Below are 25,628 nucleotides of genomic sequence, written 5' to 3' on the forward strand. Positions count from 1 at the left end.
CAAAGATGGCCGACATTATTGCAATGCTGTTGCCCTTCTTCGGGCTGATATTCATCGGTTACCTTGCTGCCAAGGTTACCAAACAGCCCGCCGAAGCGCTTGGCTGGATGAACACTTTCATCATCTACGCAGCACTTCCGGCGCTGTTCTTCAAACTCGTCTCCCGCACGCCGGTCGAACAGTTGACCCGGGTCGACTTCATTCTCGGCGAGATCGGCGCGACCTATCTGATCTTCTTCCTTCTTTTTCTCATCGGCTTCTTCATCAGGCGCAATTCCTTCGCCGATTGCACAATCCAGTCGTTTGCGGGTGCCTATGGCAATATCGGTTACATGGGACCGGGGCTGACGTTGCTGGCCTTCGGTGAAGCGGCCGCCGTGCCGGTGGCGTTGATCGTTTGCTTCGAGAATGCCGCGCATTTCATCGTTGCGCCTGCCATGATGGCGGCCGCCGGGGACGACAGGCGCCCGGCGATCCGGGTTGCGGCCGACATTGCCCGAAGGGTGGCATTGCACCCGTTCATCATCTCGACCGTGCTGGGCTTCTGTTTTGCCGCCCTGGCGATCAGGCCGCCGGAGGCATTCCAGCGCCTGGTCGATTATCTGGCGCAGGCGGCAGCCCCTTGCGCTCTCTTCGCCATGGGGGTGACGCTGGCGCTGAGGCCCATCCGCCGCGTGCCCGTGGAGATCGGCTATATCGCCGTTTTCAAGCTGATCATGCTGCCGATGACGACCTATGTGGTGCTGTCGCTGATCGGCAATTTCGATCCCGTCTGGATCTATTCGGCAACCCTGCTTTCGGCGCTGCCGACGGCGACGAACGTTTTCGTCATCAGCCAGCAATATCACGTCTGGCAGGAAAGGGCGTCCGCGAGCATCCTGATCATCACCGTACTCTCGGTGCTGACCTTGCCGGTGTTTCTCTACCTCATTAACGCTGGAATTCTACCGCCGGACCTCATTCCTTAAGGCGTCAAGGACGGCACGGAACCCGCGGCCAGGCTCGATTCCCTCGCGCATCAGGAGGTTGCGGAGCGGCGGGGCGCTGCCGAGGAAATGCAGGCCGGCTGCACGCAGCATCTGCACGGGCAGGAAATCCGACAGCAGAGAGCGGTTGAGAACGTCGACGCCGAAGGTGCGGCTCATGACGTCCGGCCGCCGGCGCCGGTTGAAACGATCGCCTGCATCCGCCGGGATCGGCCGGTCGCCGATAGGCGCCAGAAGCTCGGAAAGGGCGATCACGTCGCGCAGCGACAGGTTGAGGCCCTGCGCGCCGATCGGCGGGAAGGCATGCGCGGCTTCGCCGATCAGGGCTAGGCGCCCCTTGCCGAAACGGTCCGCCATCAGACTTGAAAGCGGCCAGATCTGCGGGGTGTCTTCCACCGTCACCTTGCCGAGCATGGACTGCATGCGATCTTCAATAGCCTGCGACAGGTCTTCGACGGGCAGAGCGACGAGGCGCTGAGCTTCCTTCGGCGTCACGACCCAGACGAGACTGGAGCGAAGGCCCGGAAGCGGAACCTGGGTAAAAGGTCCAGTCTCCGTGTGGAATTCGGTCGAGACATTGCCGTGCGGCAGCGTATGGGCGAAATTCAGCACCAGTGCCGATTGGCTGTAGGACCAACGGCGCACGCCGATTCCGGCCGCGTCGCGGGTCTTTGACTTCCGTCCATCGGCCCCCACAATAAAATCGACCGTGATGGTGGAGGCATCCGAAAGCGTGATCGCTGCCCGTTCGGCGGAATAATCCACGGTTTGAACGCTCTGCGTAATCTTGGTGATGTTCGGTTCCGCGGTGACGGCTGCATCCAGCGTCCCCGACAGCGCCTTGTTCGGGATATTGTAGCCGAAGGCATACAAGCCGACATCCTGTGCCCGGAACTGTGTCGTCGGCGCCCGCAGCAGCCGCTTCGTGCCATCGATGATCTGCATGATGGACAGGGCCGCCGCCGAGGGGGCAATATCATCCCACACGCCGAGCCGTTCCAGGAGGCGGATCGACTGGTCCATCAGGGCCGTCGTGCGCTCGTCTGCTTTTTCGGATGCGGGAGCAATGAGGGCTACCTTGCGCCCGGCGCGCGCGAGAGCCAGGGCCGCAAGCGATCCGGCAAGCCCCCCGCCCACCACGGCGATCTCGAAATGCTGCATTTCCGTTGTCCTGATCTGCGAATATCCTTGACGAAACTATTTAGAACTTCAAAGCGTGCATATCCATGGGGCATCGCGGCGCAGCATAGAAAAAGCAAGGGTTTATCCGCGCCGCGTAGGGCTGGCAGGTTGCAAAGCGTGCTGATTGGCCGCATACCAGCCCAACGAGAGAGAGGTGGACTGGCGGCGTGATCAGACGAATCTTCAACTACCGGAAAGTTCCTTATGCGGAAATGCGCGCCTTTTCGGTTCATCTTCTAACTGCTTCGGGTTCGTTCCTGGCCTTCCTGGGTGTTGTCGCGGCAGCCGAACACCGCTTTGTGGACATGTTCTGGTGGCTCGGCCTTGCGCTGCTTGTCGACGGTATCGACGGACCGATTGCCCGCAAGGTGCGGGTCAAGGAAGTCCTGCCCAACTGGTCGGGCGACACGCTCGACAATATCATCGACTACGTGACCTATGTCCTGCTGCCGGCTTTCGCACTCTACCAGAGCGGCATGATCGGCGAGCCCTGGTCCTTCTTCGCTGCCGGCGCGATCGTCGTGTCGAGCGCCGTCTATTACGCCGACACGGGCATGAAGACGGAGGAGTATTTCTTCTCCGGTTTCCCGGTCGTCTGGAACATGGTGATCTTCACGCTTTTTGCTATCGATGCCAGTGCGTTGACGGCGCTGATCGTCGTCTCAATCTCCGTGATCCTCACGTTCCTGCCGATCAATTTCCTGCATCCGGTGCGGGTGAAACGCTTGAGACCATTCAACCTCGCCGTCTGTCTTGTCTGGTGCGCACTGGGTGGCTATGCACTCCTCCTGCATTTCGCCACGCCGGACTGGGTGGTCTGGGGCGTCGTCGTGAGTGGCGTCTACCTTTATTGCATCGGTGCCGTGCTGCAGCTTTTCCCCAATCTGGGGAAATAGTTGGACGTTGCTTCTTGTGCTTTTTCTTTGATGTTGTGCGAAGCAACAAAAACGGTATCAATATGACAAAAGAACGCTCAGCATCAGGCTTGAGAAGCGTTCAAAGAACAATGCGCCGCCGTGCCGGCCGAGCCTCGCAAGAAGGCTGTACACAGGCGAAACAGGGGGTTCAGTGACGTTATCCGAAGGTCCGGCGACCGTTCCGCTCTTGTCGGTTCGAGGTTTGACCAAACTTTTCGGCAGCTTCGCCGCCTGCAGTGCGATCGATCTGGATATCGCGCCGGGCGAGATTCATGCGCTTCTCGGCGAAAACGGCGCCGGCAAATCCACGCTGGTCAAGATGCTTTTCGGCGTGCTGCAACCGAGCGCGGGTCGGATCCTTTGGGACGGCTCACCAATGACAATCGCTTCGCCCGGCGAAGCCCGCCATCTCGGCATAGGCATGGTCTTCCAGCATTTCTCGCTCTTCGAGGCGCTGACGGTGGCGGAGAACATCGCGCTGTCGCTCGACCCGAGAATTTCGCTGTCGAGGATTTCCGACGAAGCGGCGTCGCTTTCGAAAGCCTATGGTCTGCCGCTCGATCCCAAGGCGCATGTAGCGGACCTTTCCGTCGGCGAGCGCCAGCGCATCGAGATCGTTCGGGCCCTGCTCCAAAATCCCAAGCTGATCATCCTCGACGAGCCGACCTCGGTTCTGACGCCGCAGGAAGCTGATCGTCTGTTTGAAACGCTTTTCAAGCTGAAGGCCGAAGGTCGATCGGTTCTCTATATCAGCCATCGGCTGGAGGAGGTGCGGCGCATCTGCGATCGTGCAACCGTGCTTCGTCACGGCAAGGTTACCGGCGCCTGCGATCCGAAGCAGGAGACGCCGGCCTCGCTCGCCCGCATGATGGTCGGCTCCGACGTGGCCGAGGTGCATCGGGATGGCGAAGCGCCGCTTGGGGATACCTGCATCGAGGTCAGCGATCTTTCGGTGCCGGCGCGCACGCCCTTTGCCGTCTCGCTGAAGAATATCTCGATGAAGGTGCGGGCCGGAGAGGTGCTGGCGATCGCAGGCGTCGCCGGCAACGGCCAGGGTGAACTCTTCGATGCGCTCTCGGGCGAATATCCCGTCGCCGAAGACGAGGCGATCCGTATCCGCGGCAAGGCGGTCGGCCACACCGGCATCAACGGACGCCGACTGCTCGGCGCCGGCTTCGTGCCGGAGGAGCGCCATGGCCATGCGGCTGTCCCGGGTATGCCGCTTTCCGACAATCTTTTGCTCGCCCGCAGTCAGTCGGATAGGAAGGCATTTTTATCTGCCGGCTTCGCCGCAATCATCCGCCACGATGCGATCCGTTCGGCAACGCGGCGCATCTGCGAGGCGATGGATGTGAGAAAAAGCGGTGAGGATCCGCTCGCGGGCTCGCTTTCCGGCGGCAATCTGCAGAAATTCATCGTCGGGCGCGAGCTCGACCGTCAGCCGGCTGTGCTGGTCGTCAATCAGCCGACCTGGGGTGTCGATGCGGGTGCGGCAAGCCGCATTCGCCAGGCGCTGATCGATTTGGCGAAGGCAGGCTCGGCCGTTGTTGTTATCAGCCAGGATCTGGACGAGATTTTCGAAGTCGCGACCAATATCGCCGTAATCTCGGAAGGCAGGTTGTCCAAGGCGTATCCGGCCGGAACGCTCAGCCTCGAGCGCATCGGTCTCATGATGGGCGGCATCCACGAGAGCCATTCAGTTCCGGAGGCGGCGCATGCGCATTGAGCTTGAAAAGCGCGCCCGCGTCTCGACGCTGTTTTCGATCCTGTCGCCACTGCTTGCGCTGACGCTCACATTGATCTTCGGCGCGGTCATGTTCTGGCTGCTCGGAAAAAACCCGCTTAACGCGCTCTACGTTTACTTCGTCGAGCCGCTGCTGGAAGTCTGGTCGCTGCACGAACTGGCGATCAAGGCAGCCCCTCTGATTCTGATCGGTGTCGGGCTTGCGGTCTGCTATCGGTCCAACAATTGGAACATTGGCGCAGAAGGCCAATTTACCATCGGCGCGACTACCGGTTCGATCCTGCCGGTGCTGTATCCCGACTGGCATTCACCGATGATCCTGCCGCTCATGCTGATCATGGGAATGGTGGGCGGCGCCCTGTATGCCGGGATTCCGGCCCTTCTGAAAACCCGCTTCAACACCAACGAGATCCTGACGAGCCTCATGCTGGTCTATATCGCCCAGCTCTATCTCGACTGGTTGGTGCGTGGTCCGTGGCGCGACCCGCAGGGATACAACTTCCCGCAGACCAAGAGTTTTCCGGTCGAGGCGGTCCTGCCGGAAATACTCTCCTCCGGCCGCGCCCATTGGGCCTTCGTCTTCGCGATTATCGCAGCCGTCGCGCTCTGGTTCATGATGCGCTTCATGCTGAAAGGGTTCGAAGTTTCCGTGCTCGGTCAATCAGAAAGGGCAGGGCGCTTTGCCGGCTTTTCTGCTCGCCGCATGGTGTGGTTTTCGATGCTGCTCTCCGGCGCTCTGGCGGGGCTTGCCGGTATATCGGAAGTGTCAGGCTCGATCGGCCATGTGCAGCCCACCATCTCGCCTGGCTATGGCTTCACCGCCATCATCGTCGCCTTCCTTGGACGCCTCAATCCGCTCGGCATTATCGCCTCGGGCCTTGTGCTGGCGCTGACTTATCTTGGCGGCGAAGCGGCGCAGCTTTCGATCGGCATTTCGGACAAGGTCAGCCGCGTTTTCCAAGGGCTGCTGCTTTTCTTCGTACTTTCCTGTGACACGCTCATTCACTACAGAATTCGACTGATCGTTGCAGGCACCAAACCGGCGGAGGTGAAGGCCTGATGTTCGAGGCTATCCTCCTTACCGTCATCACCGCATCGACACCGCTCGTCATTGCGTCGCTTGGTGAGCTTGTGACGGAACGCGCCGGCGTGCTGAACCTCGGTGTCGAAGGGATGATGATCATGGGCGCAGTCTGCGCCTTCGCCGCCGCGCAACTGACCGGCTCGCCTCATCTCGGCATTCTTGCCGGCATTCTGGGCGGGGCGATTTTCTCGCTGCTCTTCGGCTTTCTGACGCTGACGCTCGTTGCCAACCAGGTGGCGACCGGCCTTGCACTCACCATCCTGGGGCTTGGTCTTTCCGGCCAGATCGGCGAGGCCTTCGTCGGTCAGCCCGGCATCAAGCTGCCGCCGATCGTCATCCCGCTGCTTTCCGATATTCCGTTCGTCGGCCGGGTTCTCTTCAGCCAGGACCTGATCTTCTATCTGTCCATCGCGCTGGTGATCGGCATCAACTGGTTCCTGTTCAGGAGCCGCACCGGCTTGCAGGTCCGGGCAATCGGCGACAGCCATGCCTCCGCTCATGCGCTGGGCATCAATGTCATCCGCACACGCTATCTGGCGGTCATGTTCGGCGGTGCCTGCGCCGGGCTTGCCGGAGCGCAGCTCTCGCTCGTCTATACGCCGCAATGGGTGGAGAACATGTCTGCCGGCCGGGGCTGGATCGCATTGGCGCTCGTCGTCTTCGCCTCATGGAGGCCATGGCGTGTGCTTGCCGGCGGTTATCTTTTCGGTGCAGTCGGGGTTGGCCAATTGCACGCGCAGGCCTTCGGTGTCGGCCTGCCTTCACAACTGCTGTCCGCCCTTCCATATGCGGCCACTATTGTCGTGCTGATCATCATCTCGCATAATCGCCGCACGACGCTCATCAATACGCCGGCATCGCTCGGGAAACCCTTTGTCCCCGACCGGTGACCGCGGTGCAAAAACAAACGTCTTCAAGCCAATAGAGGTTCGGAAATGAAGAAACTGATTATTGCCCTTGCCGCATCGGCCGCCTTGCTCGGCGGGTTTTCGACCGGCGCCCAGGCCCAGGAAAAGAAGAAGGTCTGTTTCATCTACGTCGGGTCGAAGACGGACGGCGGGTGGACACAGGCGCATGACCTCGGCCGCCAGGAGCTCCAGAAGGCTCTCGATGACAAGATCGAGACGCCCTTCCTGGAAAACGTTCCGGAGGGCCCGGATGCCGAGCGCGCCATCGAGCGTATGGCCCGGTCCGGCTGCGCCATGGTCTTTACCACGTCTTTCGGCTTCATGGACGCCACCGTCAAGGTGGCTCAAAAGTTTCCGGACGTGAAGTTCGAACATGCGACCGGCTTCAAGTCGGCTCCGAATCTCGCAACCTACAACTCACGCTTCTATGAAGGTCGCTATATCCAGGGGCAGATCGCTGCGAAGATGTCGAAGAAGGGGCTGGCAGGCTATATCGCTTCCTTCCCGATCCCGGAAGTGGTGATGGGCATCAACGCCTTTGAGCTCGGCGCCAAGTCGATCAACCCGAACTTCAAGCTGAAGGTGGTCTGGGCCAATACCTGGTTCGATCCCGGCAAGGAAGCCGACGCTGCGAAGGCTCTCATCGACCAGGGCGTCGATATTCTGACCCAGCACACCGACACGACGGCTCCGATGCAGGTCGCGGCCGAGCGAGGCATCCTGGCGTTCGGGCAGGCTTCCGACATGATCGCCGCCGGCCCGAAAACCCAGCTCACCGCGATCGTAGACACCTGGGGTGCCTATTACATCAAGCGCACCAAGGCACTCCTCGACGGCACCTGGAAATCCGAACAGATCTGGGACGGCTTGAAGGACGGCATCCTGACCATGGCGCCCTATACCAACATGCCGGACGACGTGAAGGCGATGGCCGAGGAGACCGAAGCCAAGATCAAGTCGGGTGAACTCCATCCCTTCACCGGCCCGATCAACAAGCAGGACGGCACTGCCTGGCTTGCTGCGGGCGAAAAGGCTCAGGATGGCGTTTTGCTCGGCATGAATTTCTATGTTGAAGGCGTCGACGACAAGCTGCCTCAATAGTGTCTGATCCACTTCCCTTTTGGGAAGCATGGAGGGCGTCCTCGGGCGCCCTTTTTGTTTCTGCTGCACACAAGCCGTTTATCGCGCTTCAACTGTCTTGCTGCTAAAAGCCGGGCAATTGCATGAAGGAGATTCCCGATGAGCCGTTCCTGCCTTGCCGTCATCCTCGCCGCCGGCGATAGCACACGCATGAGGTCATCGATGTCAAAGGTGCTGCATCCGGTGGCCGGTCGGCCGATGATCGCGCATGTGATGGCCGCGGTCGCATCGACGGGCGTTTCCGCCGCAGCGCTCGTGGTCGGCCGGGATGCGGATGCGGTTGCCAAAGCGGGCGCTGTCGAGGGCGTTACGGTCGAGGCCTTTCTCCAGGCCGAACGACGCGGAACGGGCCATGCGGTCCTCACAGCAAAAGATGCCATCGCTCACGGCTACGACGATGTGTTGATTGCCTATGGTGACGTGCCGCTGGTGACATCCGCGACCTTTACCCTGGCGCGTGAAGGACTTGCTGACGGGGCGGATGTCGTGGTGATCGGCTTTCATACCGACAAGCCGACTGGTTACGGTCGGCTCCTTGTCGAAAACGGCGAACTCATCGCCATTCGCGAGGAGAAAGATGCAAGCGAGGAAGAACGCAAGGTCACCTGGTGCAACAGCGGCTTGATGGCGATCGATGGCCGCAAGGCGCTGTCGCTTCTCGAAAAAATCAGCAACAACAATGCCAAGGGTGAATATTATCTTACCGATCTGGTCGAGATCGCGCGTGCTGACGGCGGCAGGGTGGTGGCCGTCGATGCACCCGAAACGGAGGTCGCCGGCTGCAACAACCGCGCCGAGCTTGCCGCCCTTGAAAGGCTGTGGCAGGAGCGCCGCCGCCACGAACTGATGCTCTCGGGCGTCACCATGGTCGCGCCGGAGACTGTCTTCCTTTCCTACGATACCGAAATCGGCCAGGACGCATTTATCGAGCCGAATGTCTTTTTCGGACCTGGCGTGAAGGTCGAGGCCGGGGCTCTCATTCATGCCTTTTCGCATATGGAGCGCGCCCATATCGGGGCGGGGGCGGAAATAGGTCCGTTTGCGCGTCTCCGGCCAGGCGCCACGTTGCTTTCCAAATCCAAGGTCGGCAATTTCTGCGAGGTCAAGAATGCCGAAATTGGCGAAGGAGCCAAAGTCAATCATCTGACCTATATCGGCGATGCGTTCATCGGTGCCCATTCGAACATCGGCGCTGGTGCCATCACCTGCAACTATGACGGAGTGAACAAGCACCAGACCCGCATCGGCGCGAATGCCTTCATCGGCTCGAATTCTTCGCTGGTAGCCCCGGTTTCGATCGGCGACGGCGCCTATGTGGCCTCCGGCAGCGTGATTACCGAAGACGTGCCCGCCGATGCGCTGGCCCTTGGCCGTGCACGCCAGGAAATAAAGCCTGAGCGTGCCAAAGTGATCCGGGAGCGTGCGCTTGCTTTCAAGGCCGCTAAAAAAGCAGCGAAATAAACAAGAGCACCTTAACCGCCAACCATTACTTTCCGACATCGAAAGTGACTACTGAACCGATTGCGCAAAACGCGTAATCGGATAGGAATTCACGCGGTTCAACCAAGCGGAGATAAGCATCCATGTGCGGGATTGTCGGGATCGTCGGAAGAGGGCCGGTAGCATCACGCTTGGTTGATGCGCTTCGGCGGCTCGAATATCGCGGTTATGATTCCGCCGGAATCGCGACGATCTGCGAGGGCCGGATGGATCGCCGCCGGGCCGAGGGCAAGCTGTTCAATCTTGAAAAGAAGCTCGATGCGGAACCGTTGCCCGGCACGATCGGTATTGCCCACACCCGTTGGGCGACCCATGGCGTGCCGAATGAAACCAACGCGCATCCGCATTTCGTCGCGGGTGTCGCCGTCGTCCACAACGGCATCATCGAGAACTTTTCCGAACTGAAGGACGAACTGCTTGCCGAAGGCGCCGTCTTCGAGAGCCAGACCGATACGGAAGTCGTGGCGCATCTGCTCGCCAAATACACCCGCCAGGGCATGGATCACCGCGAGGCCATGCTTGCCATGCTTAACCGCGTCTCCGGGGCCTATGCGCTCGTCGTGATGTTCGAAGACGATCCGGACACGATCATGGCTGCGCGTTTCGGACCGCCACTGGCGATCGGCCATGGCCGGGGCGAGATGTTTTTGGGCTCCGACGCGATCGCGTTGTCGCCTTTCACCAATGAGATCACCTATCTGGTGGATGGCGATTGCGCCATCATGACCCACAAAGGTGTCGAGATTATCGATTACGAAGGCAAGCTGCTCAAGCGGCAGAGCCAGATTTCTCAAGCCACCGCCTTCATGGTGGACAAGGGCAACCACCGCCATTTCATGGAGAAGGAGATCTACGAGCAGCCTGAGATCATTTCTCACGCGCTCGGCAACTATATCGATTTTGCCGCTCATACGGTGAAGAAGAACGATACGGCGATCGATTTCGGCAAGGTCTCCGGCCTGGCAATCGCCGCTTGCGGTACAGCCTATCTTTCGGGCCTGATCGGCAAATACTGGTTCGAGCGTTATGCACGCCTGCCCGTCGAGATCGATGTTGCCTCCGAATTCCGTTACCGCGAATTGCCGCTGTCGCCCTCGCAGGCGGCATTGTTCATCTCGCAGTCCGGGGAGACGGCGGATACGCTGGCCTCGCTACGTTACTGCAAGGATCAGGGCTTGAAGATCGGAGCGGTGGTGAACGTCAGGGAATCCACCATTGCCCGCGAAGCGGACGCGATCTTCCCGATCCTCGCCGGACCGGAGATCGGCGTCGCGTCTACCAAGGCCTTTACTTGCCAGTTGGCCGTCCTGGCTGCACTTGCGATCGGCGCCGGTCGCGCCCGTGGCACCGTGAATGCAGACGACGAAAAGGCGATGGTCAAGCATCTTGCCGAGATGCCGCGTATCATGAGTCGGGTGTTGAACGACATCCAGCCCGAGATCGAGGGCCTGTCTCGTGAACTCTCCCGTTTCAAGGATGTTCTTTATCTTGGTCGCGGCACGAGCTTTCCGCTTGCCATGGAAGGTGCGCTGAAGCTCAAGGAAATCTCCTATATCCATGCGGAGGGTTATGCCGCCGGCGAGCTGAAGCATGGGCCGATCGCGCTGATCGACGAGAACATGCCGGTAATCGTGATCGCGCCGCACGATCGTTTCTTCGAAAAGACCGTCTCCAACATGCAGGAAGTGGCGGCGCGCGGTGGCAGGATCATCTTCATCACCGACGAGAAAGGGGCAGCCGCCTCGAAACTGCCGACCATGGCGACCATTGCGCTGCCAAATGTGGACGAGATCATCGCGCCGATGATCTTTTCGCTGCCGATCCAGTTGCTTGCCTATCACACGGCAGTCTTCATGGGCACGGATGTCGATCAGCCGCGCAACCTGGCGAAATCCGTCACTGTCGAGTGATCTCTGCGGCTTTTTCTTGCAACGCAGTATCGCATCCGGCATTGTCGCCTCGATGAATGCTGCAATGTTTAGATGGGTCAGGGAAGCCGGATGAGCGACAGTCCAGAGCGTATATCGCTGGCGGGCCGGCTCAGGAATAATTTCCTTACGGGGCTCGTCATCTGCGCGCCGCTCGCGATCACCATATGGCTGACCTTCACCTTTATCGACTGGGCGGATAGCTGGGTCACACCTTACATTCCGAAACGCTACGACCCGCAATATTATTTCAATATCACCATTCCCGGCACGGGTCTGGTGATTGCGGTCGTCTTGATCACTATCATCGGCTTCCTCGGCAAGAACCTCATCGGGCGGTCGATCGTCAATTTCGGCGAGTCGATCCTGCATCGCATGCCGCTCGTCCGGACGATCTACAGGAGCGTCAAGCAGATCCTGGAGACGGTGCTGAAGGAACAGTCGACCTCCTTCAAGAAATGCGGGCTGATCGAATTCCCGAGCCCCGGCATGTGGGCGCTGGTTTTCATTTCCGGTGACGCACAGGGAGAGATCGCGGCAAAGCTCAATGCGGATGGCGAGGAGATGGTCGCCGTCTTCCTGCCTCCGACGCCGGTGCCGACAGCCGGTTTCCTGATGTTCGTGCCGAAGAGCAAGCTCATCATGCTTGACATGACGCCGGAAGAGGGGGCGAAACTGCTGATTTCCGGGGGGCTGATCGCGCCGGACTATAAGCCTGCCAGAGGCGTACCCACGGCAGTTCTTCCTCCGCCGGTAACGCAAGGCTGATCTATCCCGCTCTCAGGAAACGGATAGCCTCGTCGCGACGGTGCAGATAGAGCAGCACGCGCATGTTCTGGCCGCGTTCGCTCATCAATTCCGGGTCACGTTCCAACAGATAGGCTGCATCCTTGCGGGCGATCTCCAAGAGGTCGGCATGCGCTTCGAGACTGGCGATCCTGAAACCCGGCGTGCCGGACTGGCGGGTGCCTAGCAGCTCGCCTTCGCCACGCAGGCGCAAATCCTCCTCGGCGATCAGGAAACCGTCCTCGCTGTCGCGCAGGATCGAAAGCCGCGCGCGTCCGGTTTCGCTGAGTGGCCCTTTGTAGAGCAGTATGCAGGTGGAAGCTTCGTCGCCGCGCCCGACGCGACCGCGCAACTGATGGAGTTGGGCAAGCCCGAAGCGTTCCGCATGCTCGATCACCATGATCGTTGCATCCGGCACGTCGACGCCCACCTCCACGACGGTAGTCGCGACCAGCAAACGCAATTCGCCATTCTTGAATGCGGACATGACCGCATCCTTTTCCGGACCGCTCATGCGGCCGTGGATGAGCCCGACATTCTCACGGCCCAGCTCTTTCGCCAGCACCGCATACCGCTCCTCCGCCGACATGAGGTCGGAGACATCCGACTCCTCGACCAGTGGGCATATCCAATAAGCCTTCTTTCCTTCATCGATCGCCCTTCTCAGCCGTGCGACGATCTCGCCGAGCCGTTCGGTCGGGATGGTGACGGTCTGGATCGGCTTGCGGCCGGCAGGTTTCTCGGTGAGCTTGGAAACGTCCATGTCGCCGAAGGCGGCAAGCACCAGAGTGCGCGGGATCGGCGTCGCGGTCATCACCAGCATGTGGGGCGAGATACCCTTGGCGGTCAGCCGGAGACGCTGATGCACGCCAAACCGGTGCTGCTCGTCCACGACGGCAAGCATCAAATTGTGATAGTTGATCGCATCCTGGAAGAGTGCATGGGTGCCGATAATGATCCGGGCTTCGCCGGAGGCGATTCTTTCGGCAATCTGCTCGCGTTCTCGACCTTTCGTGCGCCCGGTCAGGACTTCGACCGTCACGCCTGCCGCTCCGGCCAGTTTGGAGATTGTTGCGAAATGTTGGCGGGCAAGGATTTCCGTTGGTGCCATGAGCACGGCCTGACCACCGGCTTCGACAGCCGCCGCCATGGCGAGCAGCGCAACCAGCGTCTTTCCGGCGCCGACATCGCCCTGTAGAAGCCGCAGCATGCGCTCATCAGCCGCCATATCCTTCAGAATATCATCGACAGCCAGCTTCTGGCTCGGTGTCAGCGAGAAGGGTAGGGAGGCTATGATCCTGGCGGATAGATCGCCCTTTACCCGGATCGGCTGGCCCGGCACCTTGCGAAGGCGTTGGCGCACCAGCGAGAGCGACACCTGGCCGGCCAGGAACTCGTCATAGGCAAGCCGACGGCGGGCGGGCGACTGCGGATCGATATCCGTCTCATCGCGCGGATCGTGCAGACGCCTGAAGGCTTCCGCAACGGAAGGAAACCCTTGACGCTGCGTGAGTGCTGCATCCGCCCATTCCGGCAGGGTTGGTAGACGTGCGACGGCGCCGTCGATCGCCCTGCGCAGCACTTTGGGCGACAGGCCTGCCGTTAGCGGATAAACAGGCTCGATCAAAGGCAGGTTTTCGGCCTCTGAGGATTTCACGATGAAATCCGGATGCACCATGGAAGGGCGGCCGTTGAACCAGTCTACCTTGCCGCTCACCATCACCATCTCGTCGATCGGCAGCGATTTCTCCAGCCAGTTGCCTTTGGCATGGAAGAAGGTCAGCGCCAGTTCGCCCGTCTCGTCATGGAGAAAAACACGGTAGGGCAAGTTCGACTTGCCGCGCGGCGGAGGCTGATGCCGATCGACACGTCCTTCGATGGTGACGATCGCCCCTTGGGGCGCGAGGGCGATGCCCGGCCGGTTGCGCCTATCGATCAGCGAATAGGGAGCGTGGAAGAGGAGGTCGATGACACGGCAATCGTCCGCATCCTCGCGGCCGGTAACACGCGCGATCAGGTCGGCGAGTTTCGGCCCGACGCCGGCAAGCGAGGCGACGGGCGAGAACAGTGGATCGAGAATGGCGGGACGCATAAAGCGCAAAATGCGATGGATTTTGCCTATTTGGCAAGGTGACGACGGCGGAAAAGCGTCCTATATGAACCGCAAACAGGGACACCGACATGACAGGACTATCACGCACCAGCGCGGATCTCGATCCGCGCCGCCGTCGCATTTTCTATCGTTGCTGGCATCGCGGCATCCGCGAGATGGATCTCGTATTCGGGCAGTTTGCGGAAACGGAGATTGCTCGTCTGTCCGATGCCGAACTCGATCAGTTCGAGGCGATCATGGGTGAGGACGATCATGATCTGCATGCCTGGATTACAGGCGCAAAGCCGCTCCCGGAACATCTGAGGACACCGCTTTTTGCGCGCATAGCTGCCTACACGCCGGATTTCGACCCGGTCACCAAGGCTTCTCTGGAAGCGAGGCTCGGCCTCATCCGATGACTTCTGGCTCGATGATTCCCGGATTTGACGCGAAAAGAATAACGGCGGCAGGAAGTTCGCTCACCATCGGCAACGTGCCGCCTGGCATGGAGCCGCTCATCCTGGCGGAGCTCGCGCGCGCCGGCCAGCCGATCGCCTATGTCATGTCCGACGGGCAGAGCATGCCCGATCTGGAACAGATGCTGTCCTTCGTCGCGCCGGAAATTCCGGTCCTCACGCTGCCGGCCTGGGACTGCCTTCCCTATGACCGGGTCTCGCCGAGCGCCGATGTCTCCGCGCGGAGGCTGGCGGCACTCTCCGGCCTGATTGCGCATCGGAAGAAGCCGCATGCGGCGATCGTGCTCGTCACGGTCAACGCCATGCTGCAGAAGATCGCTCCCGCCGAGATCATCGAAAGTCTCGCCTTCTCGGCCAAACCCGGTAATCAGGTGCGCATGGACGACATCGCCGCACGACTGGAGCGCAACGGCTTCGAGCGCGTGGCGACCGTGCGCGAGGTCGGTGAGTTCGCGGTGCGCGGCGGCATTCTGGACGTTTTCGTGCCGGGTACGGAAGAGCCGGTGCGGCTTGATTTCTTCGGCGATACGCTGGAGTCGATCCGGTCCTTCGATCCGGCCAGCCAGCGCACGACAGGCCAGGCGAGGTCGCTCGATCTGAACCCGATGAGCGAGGTGACGCTGACGCCCGATACGATCAGCCGTTTCCGCAAGAACTACCTTTCGCTTTTCGGTGCCGCGACTCGCGATGACGCACTCTATCAGGCGGTATCCGAAGGCCGCCGCTATGCCGGCATGGAACATTGGCTGCCGCTGTTCTACGAACGGCTTGAAACCGCCTTCGACTACCTCCAGGGCTTCCGCATCGTTACCGACCATACGGCGCGTGAAGCGGCGACCGAGCGTTCGAAACTCGTTCTCGACTATTATGAGGCGCGGCGCGATAGCGGCAGAGAAGGAAAGGGCGCTGCAGCACAGGCCGCCCCTTACAAACCCATTTCGCCAGGTCAGCTTTATCTCGATGGCAAGGCGTTTGCATCGGCGCTCGACGCCGTCGGCGCACTCCGGGTGACACCCTTCAACGAGGTGGATGCAGAAGGGCGCCACGTGGTGACAGTAGGCGCCCATGCCGGCCCGCGCTGGGCAAAAAACCAGGCCGAAGACAAAGCGCGCGACGAACGCGTCAACGTCTTCGACCTCGTGGTCAAGCACATCGCCGACAAGCGCGCCGAAGGCATCAAGGTCCTCGTCACCGGCTGGTCGGCCGGCTCGCTCGACCGCCTGCTGCAGGTTCTGGATGAGCGCGGCCTGAAGCGCATCAGACCCGTTGAAAAGCTCTCCGACCTGGATCTGCTCGAAAAGGGCGAGGCGGCTTCCGCCGTCCTCAGCCTCGAAGCGGGTTTTGAGACGGATAGCATCGCGGTCATCGGCGAGCAGGACATCCTGGGCGATCGCATGGTCCGCCGCGGCAAGCGGCGCAAGCGCGGGGCGGATTTCCTGACGGAAGTCACCGGTCTCGATGAAGGTTCTCTCGTCGTCCATGCGGAACACGGTATCGGCCGTTTCGTAGGTCTCGTCACGATCGAGGCGGCCGGTGCGCCGCGCGCTTGCCTGGAATTGCATTATGCCGATCAGGCAAAGCTCTTCCTGCCGGTTGAAAACATCGATCTTCTGTCGCGCTACGGTTCCGATGCGGCCGAAGCCCAACTCGACAGGCTTGGCGGTGGTGCATGGCAGGCCCGCAAGGCGAAGCTCAAGAAGCGGTTGCTTGACATGGCGGACGACCTGATCCGCATCGCCGCCGCACGCATGACCCGCCGCGCGCCGGTGCTCACGACGCCGGAGGGGCTTTATGACGAATTCGCCGCCCGCTTCCCCTATGACGAGACCGAGGATCAGGCGAATGCGATTGACGCCGTACGCGACGATCTCGGCGCCGGCCGGCCGATGGATCGCCTCGTCTGCGGCGACGTCGGTTTCGGCAAGACGGAAGTAGCGCTGCGCGCCGCCTTCTTTGCTGCGATGAACGGCGCACAGGTGGCGGTCGTCGTGCCGACCACTTTGCTCGCCCGCCAGCACTACAGGACCTTCAAGGAACGCTTCCGCGGCCTGCCGATCACGATCGCCCAGGCATCGCGCCTCGTCTCCGCCAAGGAGCTGGCGGATACCAAGAAGGGCTTGGCCGAGGGCAAGGTCGATATCGTTGTCGGCACCCATGCGCTGCTCGGTGCCGGGATCAAGTTCGCCAACCTCAGTCTGCTCATCATCGACGAGGAGCAGCATTTCGGCGTCAAGCACAAGGAGCGGCTGAAGGAACTCAAGAGTGATGTGCATGTGCTGACGCTGTCGGCGACGCCGATCCCGCGCACGCTGCAGCTTGCCATGACCGGTGTGCGCGAACTCTCGCTCATCACGACGCCGCCGGTCGACCGCATGGCGGTACGCACCTTCATCTCGCCCTTCGACCCGCTCGTCATCCGCGAGACGCTGATGCGAGAGCATTATCGCGGTGGCCAGAGTTTTTATGTCTGCCCGAGGATTGCCGATCTGCCGGAGATCCAGGATTTCCTGCAGTCGGACGTGCCGGAATTGAAGGTTGCGGTTGCCCACGGGCAGATGCCGGCCGGCGAACTCGAAGACATCATGAATGCCTTCTACGACGGCAGATACGACGTACTTCTATCGACCACCATCGTCGAATCCGGCCTCGACGTGCCGACCGCCAATACGCTGATCGTCCACCGGGCCGATATGTTCGGGCTGGCGCAGCTTTACCAGCTTCGCGGTCGGGTGGGACGCTCCAAGGTGCGCGCCTTCGCGCTCTTTACCCTGCCGGTCAACAAGCCGCTGACGACGACCGCCGATCGTCGACTGAAAGTGCTGCAGTCGCTCGATACGCTGGGTGCAGGCTTCCAGCTCGCCAGCCACGACCTCGACATTCGCGGCGCGGGCAATCTGCTCGGGGAGGAGCAGTCGGGCCATATCAAGGAAGTCGGTTTCGAGCTCTATCAGCAGATGCTGGAGGAAGCTGTCGCCGAAGTGAAGGGGGACGACGAAATCACCGACACCGGCTGGTCGCCGCAGATTTCCGTCGGCATCACAGTGATGATCCCGGAAAGCTATGTGCCCGATCTGCATCTGCGCATGGGTCTTTATCGCCGGCTTGGCGAATTGACCGAACTTTCAGAGATCGATGGTTTCGGCGCGGAAATGGTGGACCGTTTCGGTCCCATGCCGCCCGAAGTGCAGAACCTCCTGAAGGTCGTCTATATCAAGTCGCTCTGCCGCAAGGCCAATGTCGAAAAGCTGGATGCCGGCCCGAAGGGCCTGGTCGTCAGCTTCCGTGACAAGCAGTTCCCCAATCCGGCGGCGCTGGTCGGCTACATCGCCAAGCAGGGAACGCTGGCAAAAATCCGGCCGGATCAGAGCGTGTTCCTGACGCGCGACCTGCCATCGCCGATGAAACGGCTCACGGCTGCCGCCCAGGTGATGACGCAATTTGCCGAGTTGGCGAAAGATGATTAAGTGTCGGATTGAGTATCGGGTTTGGTGACGACCGCGGCTTGCGGGTCGGTCGCGACGGATGTCGGTAGCGGCACATCGCGAGCCCGCTCGCGCGCAAGCGTGAGCAGGCCGGAGCCGATGATCAGGACGATGCCAAGGAGCATCGGCAGGTCGACCGTGTCGCCGAAGATCAGATAGCCGAACAGGATCGCCCAGAGCATCTGGCTGTATTGCGTCGGACCGACAAGGGCGGCCGGCGCGTAATAGGCCGCATACATCAGCAGGATGGTGGCGAGCGCCGCGAGAAGACCGTATCCGGCAAGCATGGCCCATTCAGGCAGGGTCGGCCAGCGGAAGTCCGGGATCATGAGGATGCCCAGCACGACGAGCACGCCGATGATGCCGGCGCCATAGAGTGAGATGTTTTTCTCCGACGGTCCCATGGCGCGATAAACGATGATGGAGATCGCGCCGGAAAGTCCCGCGAAGACAGCGCCGACATGGCCGATGGAAAGCTCGCGGAAGCCGGGGCGAAGCACGACGAGCACACCGATGAAACCGATGATGACGGCGCTCCAGCGCTTGATGCCGACCGCTTCCTTGAGGAAGAGCACGGACATGATCGTCACGAACGAAGGCAACAGGAAGATCAGCGCGAAGGCTTCCGCCATCGAGAGATAGGTGAAGGCGGCGACACTGCCGATCGTACCGATGGCAGACGAGAAGAAACGCAGGATCCACAGCGGCCGGTTGCTGCTTCTGAAGGCATCCGTCCACCGGTCGTCGGGTTTCAGCAGAAATGGAAAACCGGCAAGCATGAAGACGGCTCCGAAAAAGCCCATCTCATAGGCCGTCAACGCGCCTTCGATCATCTTGACGCTGGCATCGCTCCAGGAATAGGCCGCAAACGAAGCGAAGGCGAGGAGAACGCCCTTCATGCTCTGGTCGTTACGCAAGACAATGACTCCCGAGCAGTTCAGATCATGCCCTTGCGGGCTTCCGCCTTCAATTTGGCGATTTCGCGCAACGCATTGGCAAACACATCCGGCGTCTGGGCGCCGCTGACCGCATATTGCCCGTCGATAATGAAGAAGGGCACGCCAGTGACGCCCATCTTCTGCGCCGCGTCGATCTCGGACAGCATCGTATCCTTGTCCGCTTCGGTTTTCAGAAGGTTTTCAATCACCTTGCGGTTGAGGCCGCTTTGCGCGGCGATATCGGCTAGAACCATGTGATCACCGACATTGCGGCCTTCTTCGAAATTCGCCCTGAAGAGCGCGGTCGCGACCCTGTCCTGAACCTCTCGGCCTTCCATTATCGCCCAGTGCAGCAGGCGATGCGCATCGAGCGTATTGGGGCCGATCTTGATCGCCTCGAAATTATAGCGGATGCCGACCTCTTCGCCGAGTTTCTTCAGCATTTCATGCGCGCGGTCCACGGCATCTTTGCCGCCGAGCTTGCGCGCCAGATCGGCCTGGTGATCGACGCCTTCCTGCGGATGGTCCGGATTGAGCCGGAAGGGCCGCCAGTTGACATCGACGCCCACCTCGTCCTGGACCTCGGCGATTGCAAGTTCCAGCCGCGCCTTGCCGAGATAGCACCAGGGGCAGACCACATCCGATACGATGTCGACGGTTACGCGCTCCACGGCGGGTGTCCTTTCATTGGCAGGGCTGGATGTTTCCGGTTATTGCGCGCGTTTATCCCACCAGGTGTTGAGCTGGTAGCCGTAAAGCGGCAGCGCTTCCGGATAACCGATATGCTTGCGCCGCGCCACCCATTGTTCCGCGATGTGGTAGAGTGGCACAAGATAATGGCCGGAAATCAGCATGCGGTCGTAAGCCCGAACCGTCGCCTCGAAATCCTCCTTGCTGCGTGCCGTCAGCATGGCCTCGATGAGCCTGTCGAGATCGGGGTCGGCAACGCCCGCAAAATTGAAGCTGCCGTCCTTGTCGCGTGAAGACGAACCCCAGCGCCCCATCTGCTCGATGCCCGGCGATAGCGACGAGGGATAGGATTTGACGATCACGTCGTAGTCGAAATTGCCGGAACGCGCCTGGTATTGCGCGTCGTCTACGGTGCGGATCGACATATCGATCCCGATCATCTTCAGCGTCCGCTGATAGGTGATCGCCAGTTTCTCCTGGTCCTGGGTCTGGGTCATCACTTCGAAGGTGAGCGGTCTGCCGGACGCATCCGACATCCTGCCGTTCTTGATCGTATAGCCGCCCTTCTTCAAAAGTTCGACCGACTCGCGCAGCACTTTGCGATCGGCGCCGGAGCCATCGGTCCTCGGCAGGCGATATGTACCGTCGAGCACGGCCGGTTCGATCCTGTCCCTGGTGGTTCCGAGGATCTTGATCTCCCGCTCGTCGGCTGGTTTGCCGAGAGAGGAAAGGGGAGAGTTCTGCCAGAAGCTTTCCGTGCGAGTATAGGCGTCTTCGAAGAGGTTCCTGTTGGCCCATTCGAAATCGAAGGCAAGCGATAGGCCGGCACGGACGTTGACATCGGCAAAGATAGGGCGGCGGGTGTTGAAGACGAAACCGAGCATCCCGGTCGGCAGCTGTGGCTTGAAGGCGTCTTTCACCACATCGCCGTTCTGCACGGCCGGGAAATCGTAGGCGCGTGCCCAGTGGGTCGGGCTGCCTTCCAGATAGATATCGATCTCCCCCTTCTTGAACGCCTCGAACAGCGTATTTTCCTGCAGGAAATATTCGACCGTAACCTGCTCGTAATTGTCGAAACCGACCTTGGAAGGAATGTCCTTTCCCCAGTAGTCCGGATTGCGTTCGTAGACGATGCGCTCGCCGGGAGAGACGGATTTCACCCGATAGGGGCCGGAGCCGACCGGCGATTTCAACGTTGACTGGTCGAATGTGGCCGGGTCGATGGCATGCTTCGGCAGGATCGGCGTGGCAGTTGCGAGAATCAGCGGGAATTCCCGGTCCGCCTTGTCGTTGAAGGTGAAGCGGACGCCATGCTCGCCAATCTTTTCCATTTTCTCCACCGGCGTCAGCCGGTTTGAAAAGGGGATACGGCCCTTGTCGCGTAGAAGTTCGAAGCTGAAGATCACGTCATCCGCCGTGACGGGCTCGCCGTCCGACCACTTCGCATTCGGATCAAGGTTGAACTGGATGAAGCTGCGGTCCTCGTCCCATTCGACGCTCTCGGCGAGCAGGCCGTATAGGGTGAAAGGTTCGTCGCTTGATCGCGTCATCAGCGGTTCATAGACGAGATGGCCGAAAATCGGGTCCCAGAGCCCACGGGCGGTGGTGCGCATGCTCTTCAGGACGAAGGGATTGAGGCTGTCGAATGTGCCGACGACGCCGTAGGCTACCTTGCCGCCCTTCTTTACGTCCGGGTTGACATAGGAAAAATGCTTGTAGTCCGGCGGTAGCGCCGGACTGCCGTGCATGGCGATTCCATGAAGGGGTTCTGCCAGTGCGGGCGTGCCGATCAGAAGTGCGGCCATAAACGGAATGAAATGTCGCATGGGACTCATGGCGGTGAAATCCTCGCTGATTCGCCCGCAAGATAGCGCAAGCAAAGAGGGGCACCAACCGCCGGAACACGCAAAAGATTGATGGGCGGCATTAACGTCTTGTCAAAAAAAGCGAAAGGAGGGCTGGATATCGGCGGCGGCCCGATGTAACAGGTTGGCCAGACGGGCGGGTCATTCAATTGCCTCATTTGACCGACAGGTGACGGGCAGTAAGACGCCCCGAGGGATGAGAACGGCTTCGGCCGCGCCCAACGGATTTCAGGAGACGGATTTCGTTATGATGCTCAAGGCAACCCAAGTTCTGCGGACGGCGATGTCCGCTCTCGCACTTTCGATCGGCGCGAGCGCGCTGCCGGTTGCATCGTTTGCACAGGACGCGGCGGCTCCGGCAGCCGGTGCTCCTGGTGCCCCGCCGCTCGGCTGGTTCAAGACCTGCACCAAGCAGGACGATAATGATCTCTGTGTCGTCCAGAATATCATTGCAGCTCAGAACGGCCAGTTGATTACCGCCGTCGGCCTGATCACGGTCGAAGGCAAGGTCAACCGCAAGATCCTGCAGGTTTCCGTGCCGACCGCACGCCTCGTGCCGCCGGGCATCGTCATGCAGATCGACGGCGGCAAGGGCCAGAAGCTCGATTACGTTGTCTGCCTTCCCGACAAGTGCACAGCCGAAGTTCCGCTGACCGACGCGATGATCGCAAGCCTCAAGAAGGGCAATGATGTGGTCTTCACCTCGATCAACTTCCGGCGGGCTCCGAATCCGATCAAGGTCTCCCTCCAGGGCTTCACGGGCGCCTTCGATGGTCCTGCGATGCCGCAGGAGCAGATCGCCCAGAGCCAGCGGAGCCTGGAAGAGGGCATGCAGCGCAAGGCCGAAGAAACGCGCAAGAAGCTTGAAGACGCTCAGAACGCTGCCAAGCAGGGCCAGTAATTCCGGCCTGAACCCCATCGAAAGCCCGGCCTTGCGCCGGGTTTTTTGATTCTGATAAAAAAGCGCCGGCGGGAACGCCGGCGCTCTTCAGTTTCAAAACGCTCCGGCTAGGCCGGATCAATGGGCCAGAATGATCTTGGGCTTCAACTGGCCGGATGGAGCGCGATCGAAGATCTGATAGACCTGCGGATTGCGCAGTGGCGCGTCGCTTTCGTCATGTTCCAGGTTCTGTTCCGAAACATAGGCGACATATTCCGTCTCGTCATTCTCCGCCAGGAGATGATAGAAGGGTTGGTCTTTGCTCGGCCGGATTTCCGCGGGAATGGAGTTCCACCATTCCTCCGTATTGGCATATTCCGGATCAACATCGAACACGACGCCCCGAAACGGAAAGACTTTGTGGCGGACCACTTCTCCGATGGTAAATTTAGCGTTGCGTTGTTTCATGTTGCGATGTCCTTTCGCATCCAATGTGGGAATAAAACCTCCCGACATCAAGAGATTAATGCAGGCCAGCCCCCATCGTTCCACGGGATAGACTTAAGTATTCGCAAGTTTCCATGGTTTTACGGTGGCCAGAATGACTCCCCCAAGCACCAGAACGATTCCGAGCGCATGATACTGCTCGAAAGTTTCATCCAGGAATACAACCGCCATGACGATCGAGACAGGCGGCATCATGTAGAGCGTGATGCCGGCTGTCGCCGGCCCGAAGATGCGCACCGTATGCTGGAAACAGAAGAAAGCGGCAAGCGAAGCGAAAAGGATGATGCCGGCAATCTTCGACCAGGCCGATACGGTCCTGGGCAAGAGCCCGCCGTGAAGGAATTCCCAGACAGCCGGAGGCAGCAGGAGCAGAGATCCGGAAAAGGCGATCAAGCCGAATAGCGAGAGCGGCCGGATGGCCTGTGCGGCAGGCCGGCGCAGGAGCACCGAATAGACCGCGAAGGCAATCGCCGCCACAAGCATGCCAAGGTCGCCGAGGTTGAAGTCCATGTGCGTGAGGGCGCCGAAATCACCACGCAGTACGATTGCGGCAACCCCTGCAAATGCGACGCCCATGCCCAACAGTTCGCGGCCGCTGATCCTGCGGCCGGAAAACTGCCATTCGAACAGGATGATGAAGAGCGACGAAGTCGTGTAGATCAGCGTTGCATTCGAGGCCGTGGTCAGCGTCAGCGCCCAATAAACGAAGCCGCCGCAGATGCCGATGCTCAAAAAGCCGAGCCACAGCCAGAGCCAGGTGTGCTCGCGGACGAAGGTCCAGGCGGCCGGCCAGTCGAGATAGAGCAGCGGCACCATGGTCAGCGTCGACCCGGCCCAGCGGATGAACGCCGTGATGAAGGGGCCGACCTCCCCGATCACCCCGCGCCCGAAGATCAGGTTGCTGGAAAAGAAGACGGGCACGAAAACGAAGATCAGCCAGTCGAGAGCACGTGGTTGCGGCGTATTCGCGGAGGACATCGGAACACCGGAGAAATTTCGGCAAGGCAACCGCCTCACCAACTGAAAACGGCGGGCCTGAAGCCCGCCGTTCGAGGAAAAGCGCGGGAGAGACCCCCGCCGCCCTGATCAGGATGAATAGTACATGTCGAATTCGACCGGATGCGGCGTCATTTCAAAGCGCATCACTTCGGTCATCTTCAGTTCGATATAGGCGTCGATCTGATCGTCGTCGAAGACGCCGCCGGCCGTCAGGAACTTGCGGTCCTTGTCGAGGTTTTCAAGCGCTTCGCGCAGTGAACCGCAGACGGTCGGGATCTTCTTCAATTCCTTCGGCGGCAGGTCGTAAAGGTCCTTGTCCATGGCTTTGCCGGGATGGATCTTGTTCTTGATGCCGTCGAGGCCGGCCATCAGCATGGCGGCGAAGCCGAGATAGGGATTTGCCAGCGGGTCCGGGAAACGAACTTCGACGCGCTTCGACTTCGGGCCGGAGCCGAAGGGGATACGGCAGGATGCCGAACGGTTGCGGGCCGAATAGGCGAGCAGAACCGGTGCTTCATAGCCTGGTACGAGACGCTTGTAGGAATTCGTCGACGGATTGGTGAAGGCGTTGATCGCCTTGGCATGCTTGATGATGCCGCCGATGTAATAGAGGCAGGTCTCGGAAAGGCCTGCATATTCGTCGCCGGCAAAGGTCGGCTTGCCATCCTTCCAGATCGACTGATGGACGTGCATGCCTGAACCGTTGTCGCCGAAGACCGGTTTCGGCATGAAGGTTGCGGTCTTGCCGTAGGCATTGGCGACCTGGTGCACGACATACTTGTAGATCTGGATCTTGTCGGCGTTGCGCACCAGCGTGTCGAATTTGACGCCAAGCTCGTGCTGGGCGGCGGCCACTTCGTGGTGGTGCTTTTCGACGACCACACCCATTTCGGCAAGCACGGTCAGCATTTCGGAGCGCATGTCCTGCAGGCTATCGACCGGCGGGACCGGGAAATAGCCGCCCTTGACGCGCGGACGGTGGCCGAGGTTGCCGGTCTCGTAGTCGGTGTCATCATTGGACGGCAGTTCGGACGCATCAAGCTTGAAGCCCGTGTTGTACGGGTCCGCCTTGTATTTTACGTCGTCGAAGACGAAGAACTCCGGCTCGGGACCGACATAGACGGTATCGCCGATACCGGAGGCCTTCAGATAAGCTTCCGCCTTCTTGGCGGTGCCGCGCGGATCGCGATTATAGGCCTCGCCGGAGATCGGGTCGAGGATGTCGCAAACGATAACCATCGTCGACTGGGCGAAGAAGGGGTCCATATGGACCGTCGCCGGATCCGGCATCAATACCATGTCCGACTCGTTGATGGCCTTCCAGCCGGCAATCGAGGAACCGTCGAACATCACGCCGTCGGCGAACATGTCCTCGTCGACGGCCGAAATGTCCATAGTGACATGCTGCAGCTTGCCGCGCGGGTCGGTGAAGCGTAGGTCCACGAACTTGACGTCGTTTTCCTTGATTTGTTTCATGATTTCGCTTGCGCTCGTCATATGACGTTCCTCAATGTGTAAGATGAC

General features: G+C 60.3%; 20 protein-coding genes. 12 read left to right on the forward strand and 8 right to left on the reverse strand.

Annotation, left to right across the window (positions count from 1 at the left end; genetic code table 11):
• Window positions 1-5: 5 nt before the first annotated feature.
• Window positions 6-968, forward strand: coding sequence for an AEC family transporter (locus tag QEO92_RS09670; RefSeq protein ID WP_227702861.1), 963 nt, complete (start codon window positions 6-8; stop codon window positions 966-968).
• On the opposite strand, the gene QEO92_RS09675 is transcribed toward QEO92_RS09670, so the two are convergent.
• Window positions 945-2,147 carry a UbiH/UbiF family hydroxylase gene (locus tag QEO92_RS09675; protein ID WP_227702862.1) on the reverse strand — a complete coding sequence of 401 codons (1,203 nt, stop codon included), beginning with the start codon at window positions 2,145-2,147 and terminating at the stop codon, window positions 945-947. The genes QEO92_RS09670 and QEO92_RS09675 overlap by 24 nt on opposite strands.
• Before the next feature lie 233 nt (window positions 2,148-2,380).
• Between QEO92_RS09675 and pcsA the strand changes: the two genes are divergently transcribed.
• From pcsA to QEO92_RS09715, 8 genes are all read left to right on the forward strand, one after another.
• Window positions 2,381-3,064, forward strand: coding sequence for a phosphatidylcholine synthase (gene pcsA / locus QEO92_RS09680; protein ID WP_227705126.1), 684 nt, complete (start codon window positions 2,381-2,383; stop codon window positions 3,062-3,064).
• Between the two features lie 172 nt (window positions 3,065-3,236).
• The gene (locus QEO92_RS09685; protein WP_227702863.1) at window positions 3,237-4,811 is read left to right on the forward strand and encodes an ABC transporter ATP-binding protein; all 1,575 of its coding nucleotides are present in this window, start codon (window positions 3,237-3,239) and stop codon (window positions 4,809-4,811) included.
• Window positions 4,801-5,889 carry an ABC transporter permease gene (locus tag QEO92_RS09690; protein ID WP_227702864.1) on the forward strand — a complete coding sequence of 363 codons (1,089 nt, stop codon included), beginning with the start codon at window positions 4,801-4,803 and terminating at the stop codon, window positions 5,887-5,889. The genes QEO92_RS09685 and QEO92_RS09690 overlap by 11 nt, the downstream gene beginning before the upstream one ends.
• Window positions 5,889-6,803 carry an ABC transporter permease gene (locus QEO92_RS09695; protein WP_227702865.1) on the forward strand — a complete coding sequence of 305 codons (915 nt, stop codon included), beginning with the start codon at window positions 5,889-5,891 and terminating at the stop codon, window positions 6,801-6,803. The genes QEO92_RS09690 and QEO92_RS09695 overlap by 1 nt, the downstream gene beginning before the upstream one ends.
• A 45-nt stretch (window positions 6,804-6,848) precedes the next feature.
• The gene (locus tag QEO92_RS09700) at window positions 6,849-7,922 is read left to right on the forward strand and encodes a BMP family ABC transporter substrate-binding protein (RefSeq protein WP_037146844.1); all 1,074 of its coding nucleotides are present in this window, start codon (window positions 6,849-6,851) and stop codon (window positions 7,920-7,922) included.
• Window positions 7,923-8,060: 138 nt separating this feature from the next.
• Window positions 8,061-9,422, forward strand: coding sequence for a bifunctional UDP-N-acetylglucosamine diphosphorylase/glucosamine-1-phosphate N-acetyltransferase GlmU (gene glmU / locus QEO92_RS09705; protein WP_227702866.1), 1,362 nt, complete (start codon window positions 8,061-8,063; stop codon window positions 9,420-9,422).
• A 122-nt stretch (window positions 9,423-9,544) separates the two neighbouring features.
• Entirely contained in the window at window positions 9,545-11,371 is a 1,827-nt protein-coding gene (glmS, locus tag QEO92_RS09710) for a glutamine--fructose-6-phosphate transaminase (isomerizing) (RefSeq protein WP_037146848.1), read from the forward strand.
• A 90-nt stretch (window positions 11,372-11,461) separates the two neighbouring features.
• Window positions 11,462-12,157: a DUF502 domain-containing protein gene (locus QEO92_RS09715; protein ID WP_037146851.1), complete on the forward strand. Its 696-nt coding sequence runs from the start codon at window positions 11,462-11,464 to the stop codon at window positions 12,155-12,157.
• A 1-nt stretch (window position 12,158) separates the two neighbouring features.
• On the opposite strand, the gene recG is transcribed toward QEO92_RS09715, so the two are convergent.
• Entirely contained in the window at window positions 12,159-14,267 is a 2,109-nt protein-coding gene (gene recG / locus QEO92_RS09720) for an ATP-dependent DNA helicase RecG (protein ID WP_227702867.1), read from the reverse strand.
• An 89-nt stretch (window positions 14,268-14,356) separates the two neighbouring features.
• Here recG and QEO92_RS09725 point away from each other — a divergent pair, with 89 nt between their 5' ends.
• Entirely contained in the window at window positions 14,357-14,686 is a 330-nt protein-coding gene (locus QEO92_RS09725) for an FAD assembly factor SdhE (protein WP_227702868.1), read from the forward strand.
• An 11-nt stretch (window positions 14,687-14,697) separates the two neighbouring features.
• Window positions 14,698-18,207 carry a transcription-repair coupling factor gene (mfd, locus tag QEO92_RS09730; RefSeq protein WP_227702869.1) on the forward strand — a complete coding sequence of 1,170 codons (3,510 nt, stop codon included), beginning with the start codon at window positions 14,698-14,700 and terminating at the stop codon, window positions 18,205-18,207.
• Here the strand turns inward: mfd and QEO92_RS09735 are convergent.
• From QEO92_RS09735 to QEO92_RS09745, 3 genes are read right to left on the reverse strand one after another with little or no spacing between them, the layout of a single operon-like run.
• Complete coding sequence (locus QEO92_RS09735) at window positions 18,204-19,124, reverse strand: DMT family transporter (RefSeq protein ID WP_227705127.1); 921 nt, start codon at window positions 19,122-19,124, stop codon at window positions 18,204-18,206. The two genes, mfd and QEO92_RS09735, sit on opposite strands and share 4 nt — an antisense overlap.
• Window positions 19,125-19,162: 38 nt before the next feature.
• Window positions 19,163-19,834 carry a DsbA family oxidoreductase gene (locus tag QEO92_RS09740; RefSeq protein ID WP_037146863.1) on the reverse strand — a complete coding sequence of 224 codons (672 nt, stop codon included), beginning with the start codon at window positions 19,832-19,834 and terminating at the stop codon, window positions 19,163-19,165.
• 39 nt (window positions 19,835-19,873) lie between these two features.
• Entirely contained in the window at window positions 19,874-21,679 is a 1,806-nt protein-coding gene (locus QEO92_RS09745; RefSeq protein WP_407722070.1) for an extracellular solute-binding protein, read from the reverse strand.
• Window positions 21,680-21,965: 286 nt separating this feature from the next.
• Between QEO92_RS09745 and QEO92_RS09750 the strand changes: the two genes are divergently transcribed.
• Window positions 21,966-22,619 carry an invasion associated locus B family protein gene (locus tag QEO92_RS09750; RefSeq protein ID WP_227702871.1) on the forward strand — a complete coding sequence of 218 codons (654 nt, stop codon included), beginning with the start codon at window positions 21,966-21,968 and terminating at the stop codon, window positions 22,617-22,619.
• Between the two features lie 117 nt (window positions 22,620-22,736).
• Here the strand turns inward: QEO92_RS09750 and hspQ are convergent, their stop codons facing one another.
• The 3 genes from hspQ to glnA all read right to left on the reverse strand — a co-directional run bounded on the left by hspQ (window position 22,737) and on the right by glnA (window position 25,601).
• Complete coding sequence (gene hspQ / locus QEO92_RS09755) at window positions 22,737-23,066, reverse strand: heat shock protein HspQ (protein WP_037148432.1); 330 nt, start codon at window positions 23,064-23,066, stop codon at window positions 22,737-22,739.
• Window positions 23,067-23,159: 93 nt separating this feature from the next.
• Window positions 23,160-24,083 carry a DMT family transporter gene (locus tag QEO92_RS09760; RefSeq protein WP_227702872.1) on the reverse strand — a complete coding sequence of 308 codons (924 nt, stop codon included), beginning with the start codon at window positions 24,081-24,083 and terminating at the stop codon, window positions 23,160-23,162.
• A gap of 108 nt (window positions 24,084-24,191) precedes the next feature.
• On the reverse strand, window positions 24,192-25,601 hold the full coding sequence (glnA, locus tag QEO92_RS09765) for a type I glutamate--ammonia ligase (protein ID WP_037146872.1): 1,410 nt from the start codon (window positions 25,599-25,601) through the stop codon (window positions 24,192-24,194).
• Window positions 25,602-25,628: the final 27 nt, after the last annotated feature.

The sequence above is a fragment of the Neorhizobium petrolearium genome, from assembly GCF_029854435.1.
In the GTDB taxonomy this organism is placed as follows: Bacteria; Pseudomonadota; Alphaproteobacteria; order Rhizobiales; family Rhizobiaceae; genus Neorhizobium; species Neorhizobium petrolearium.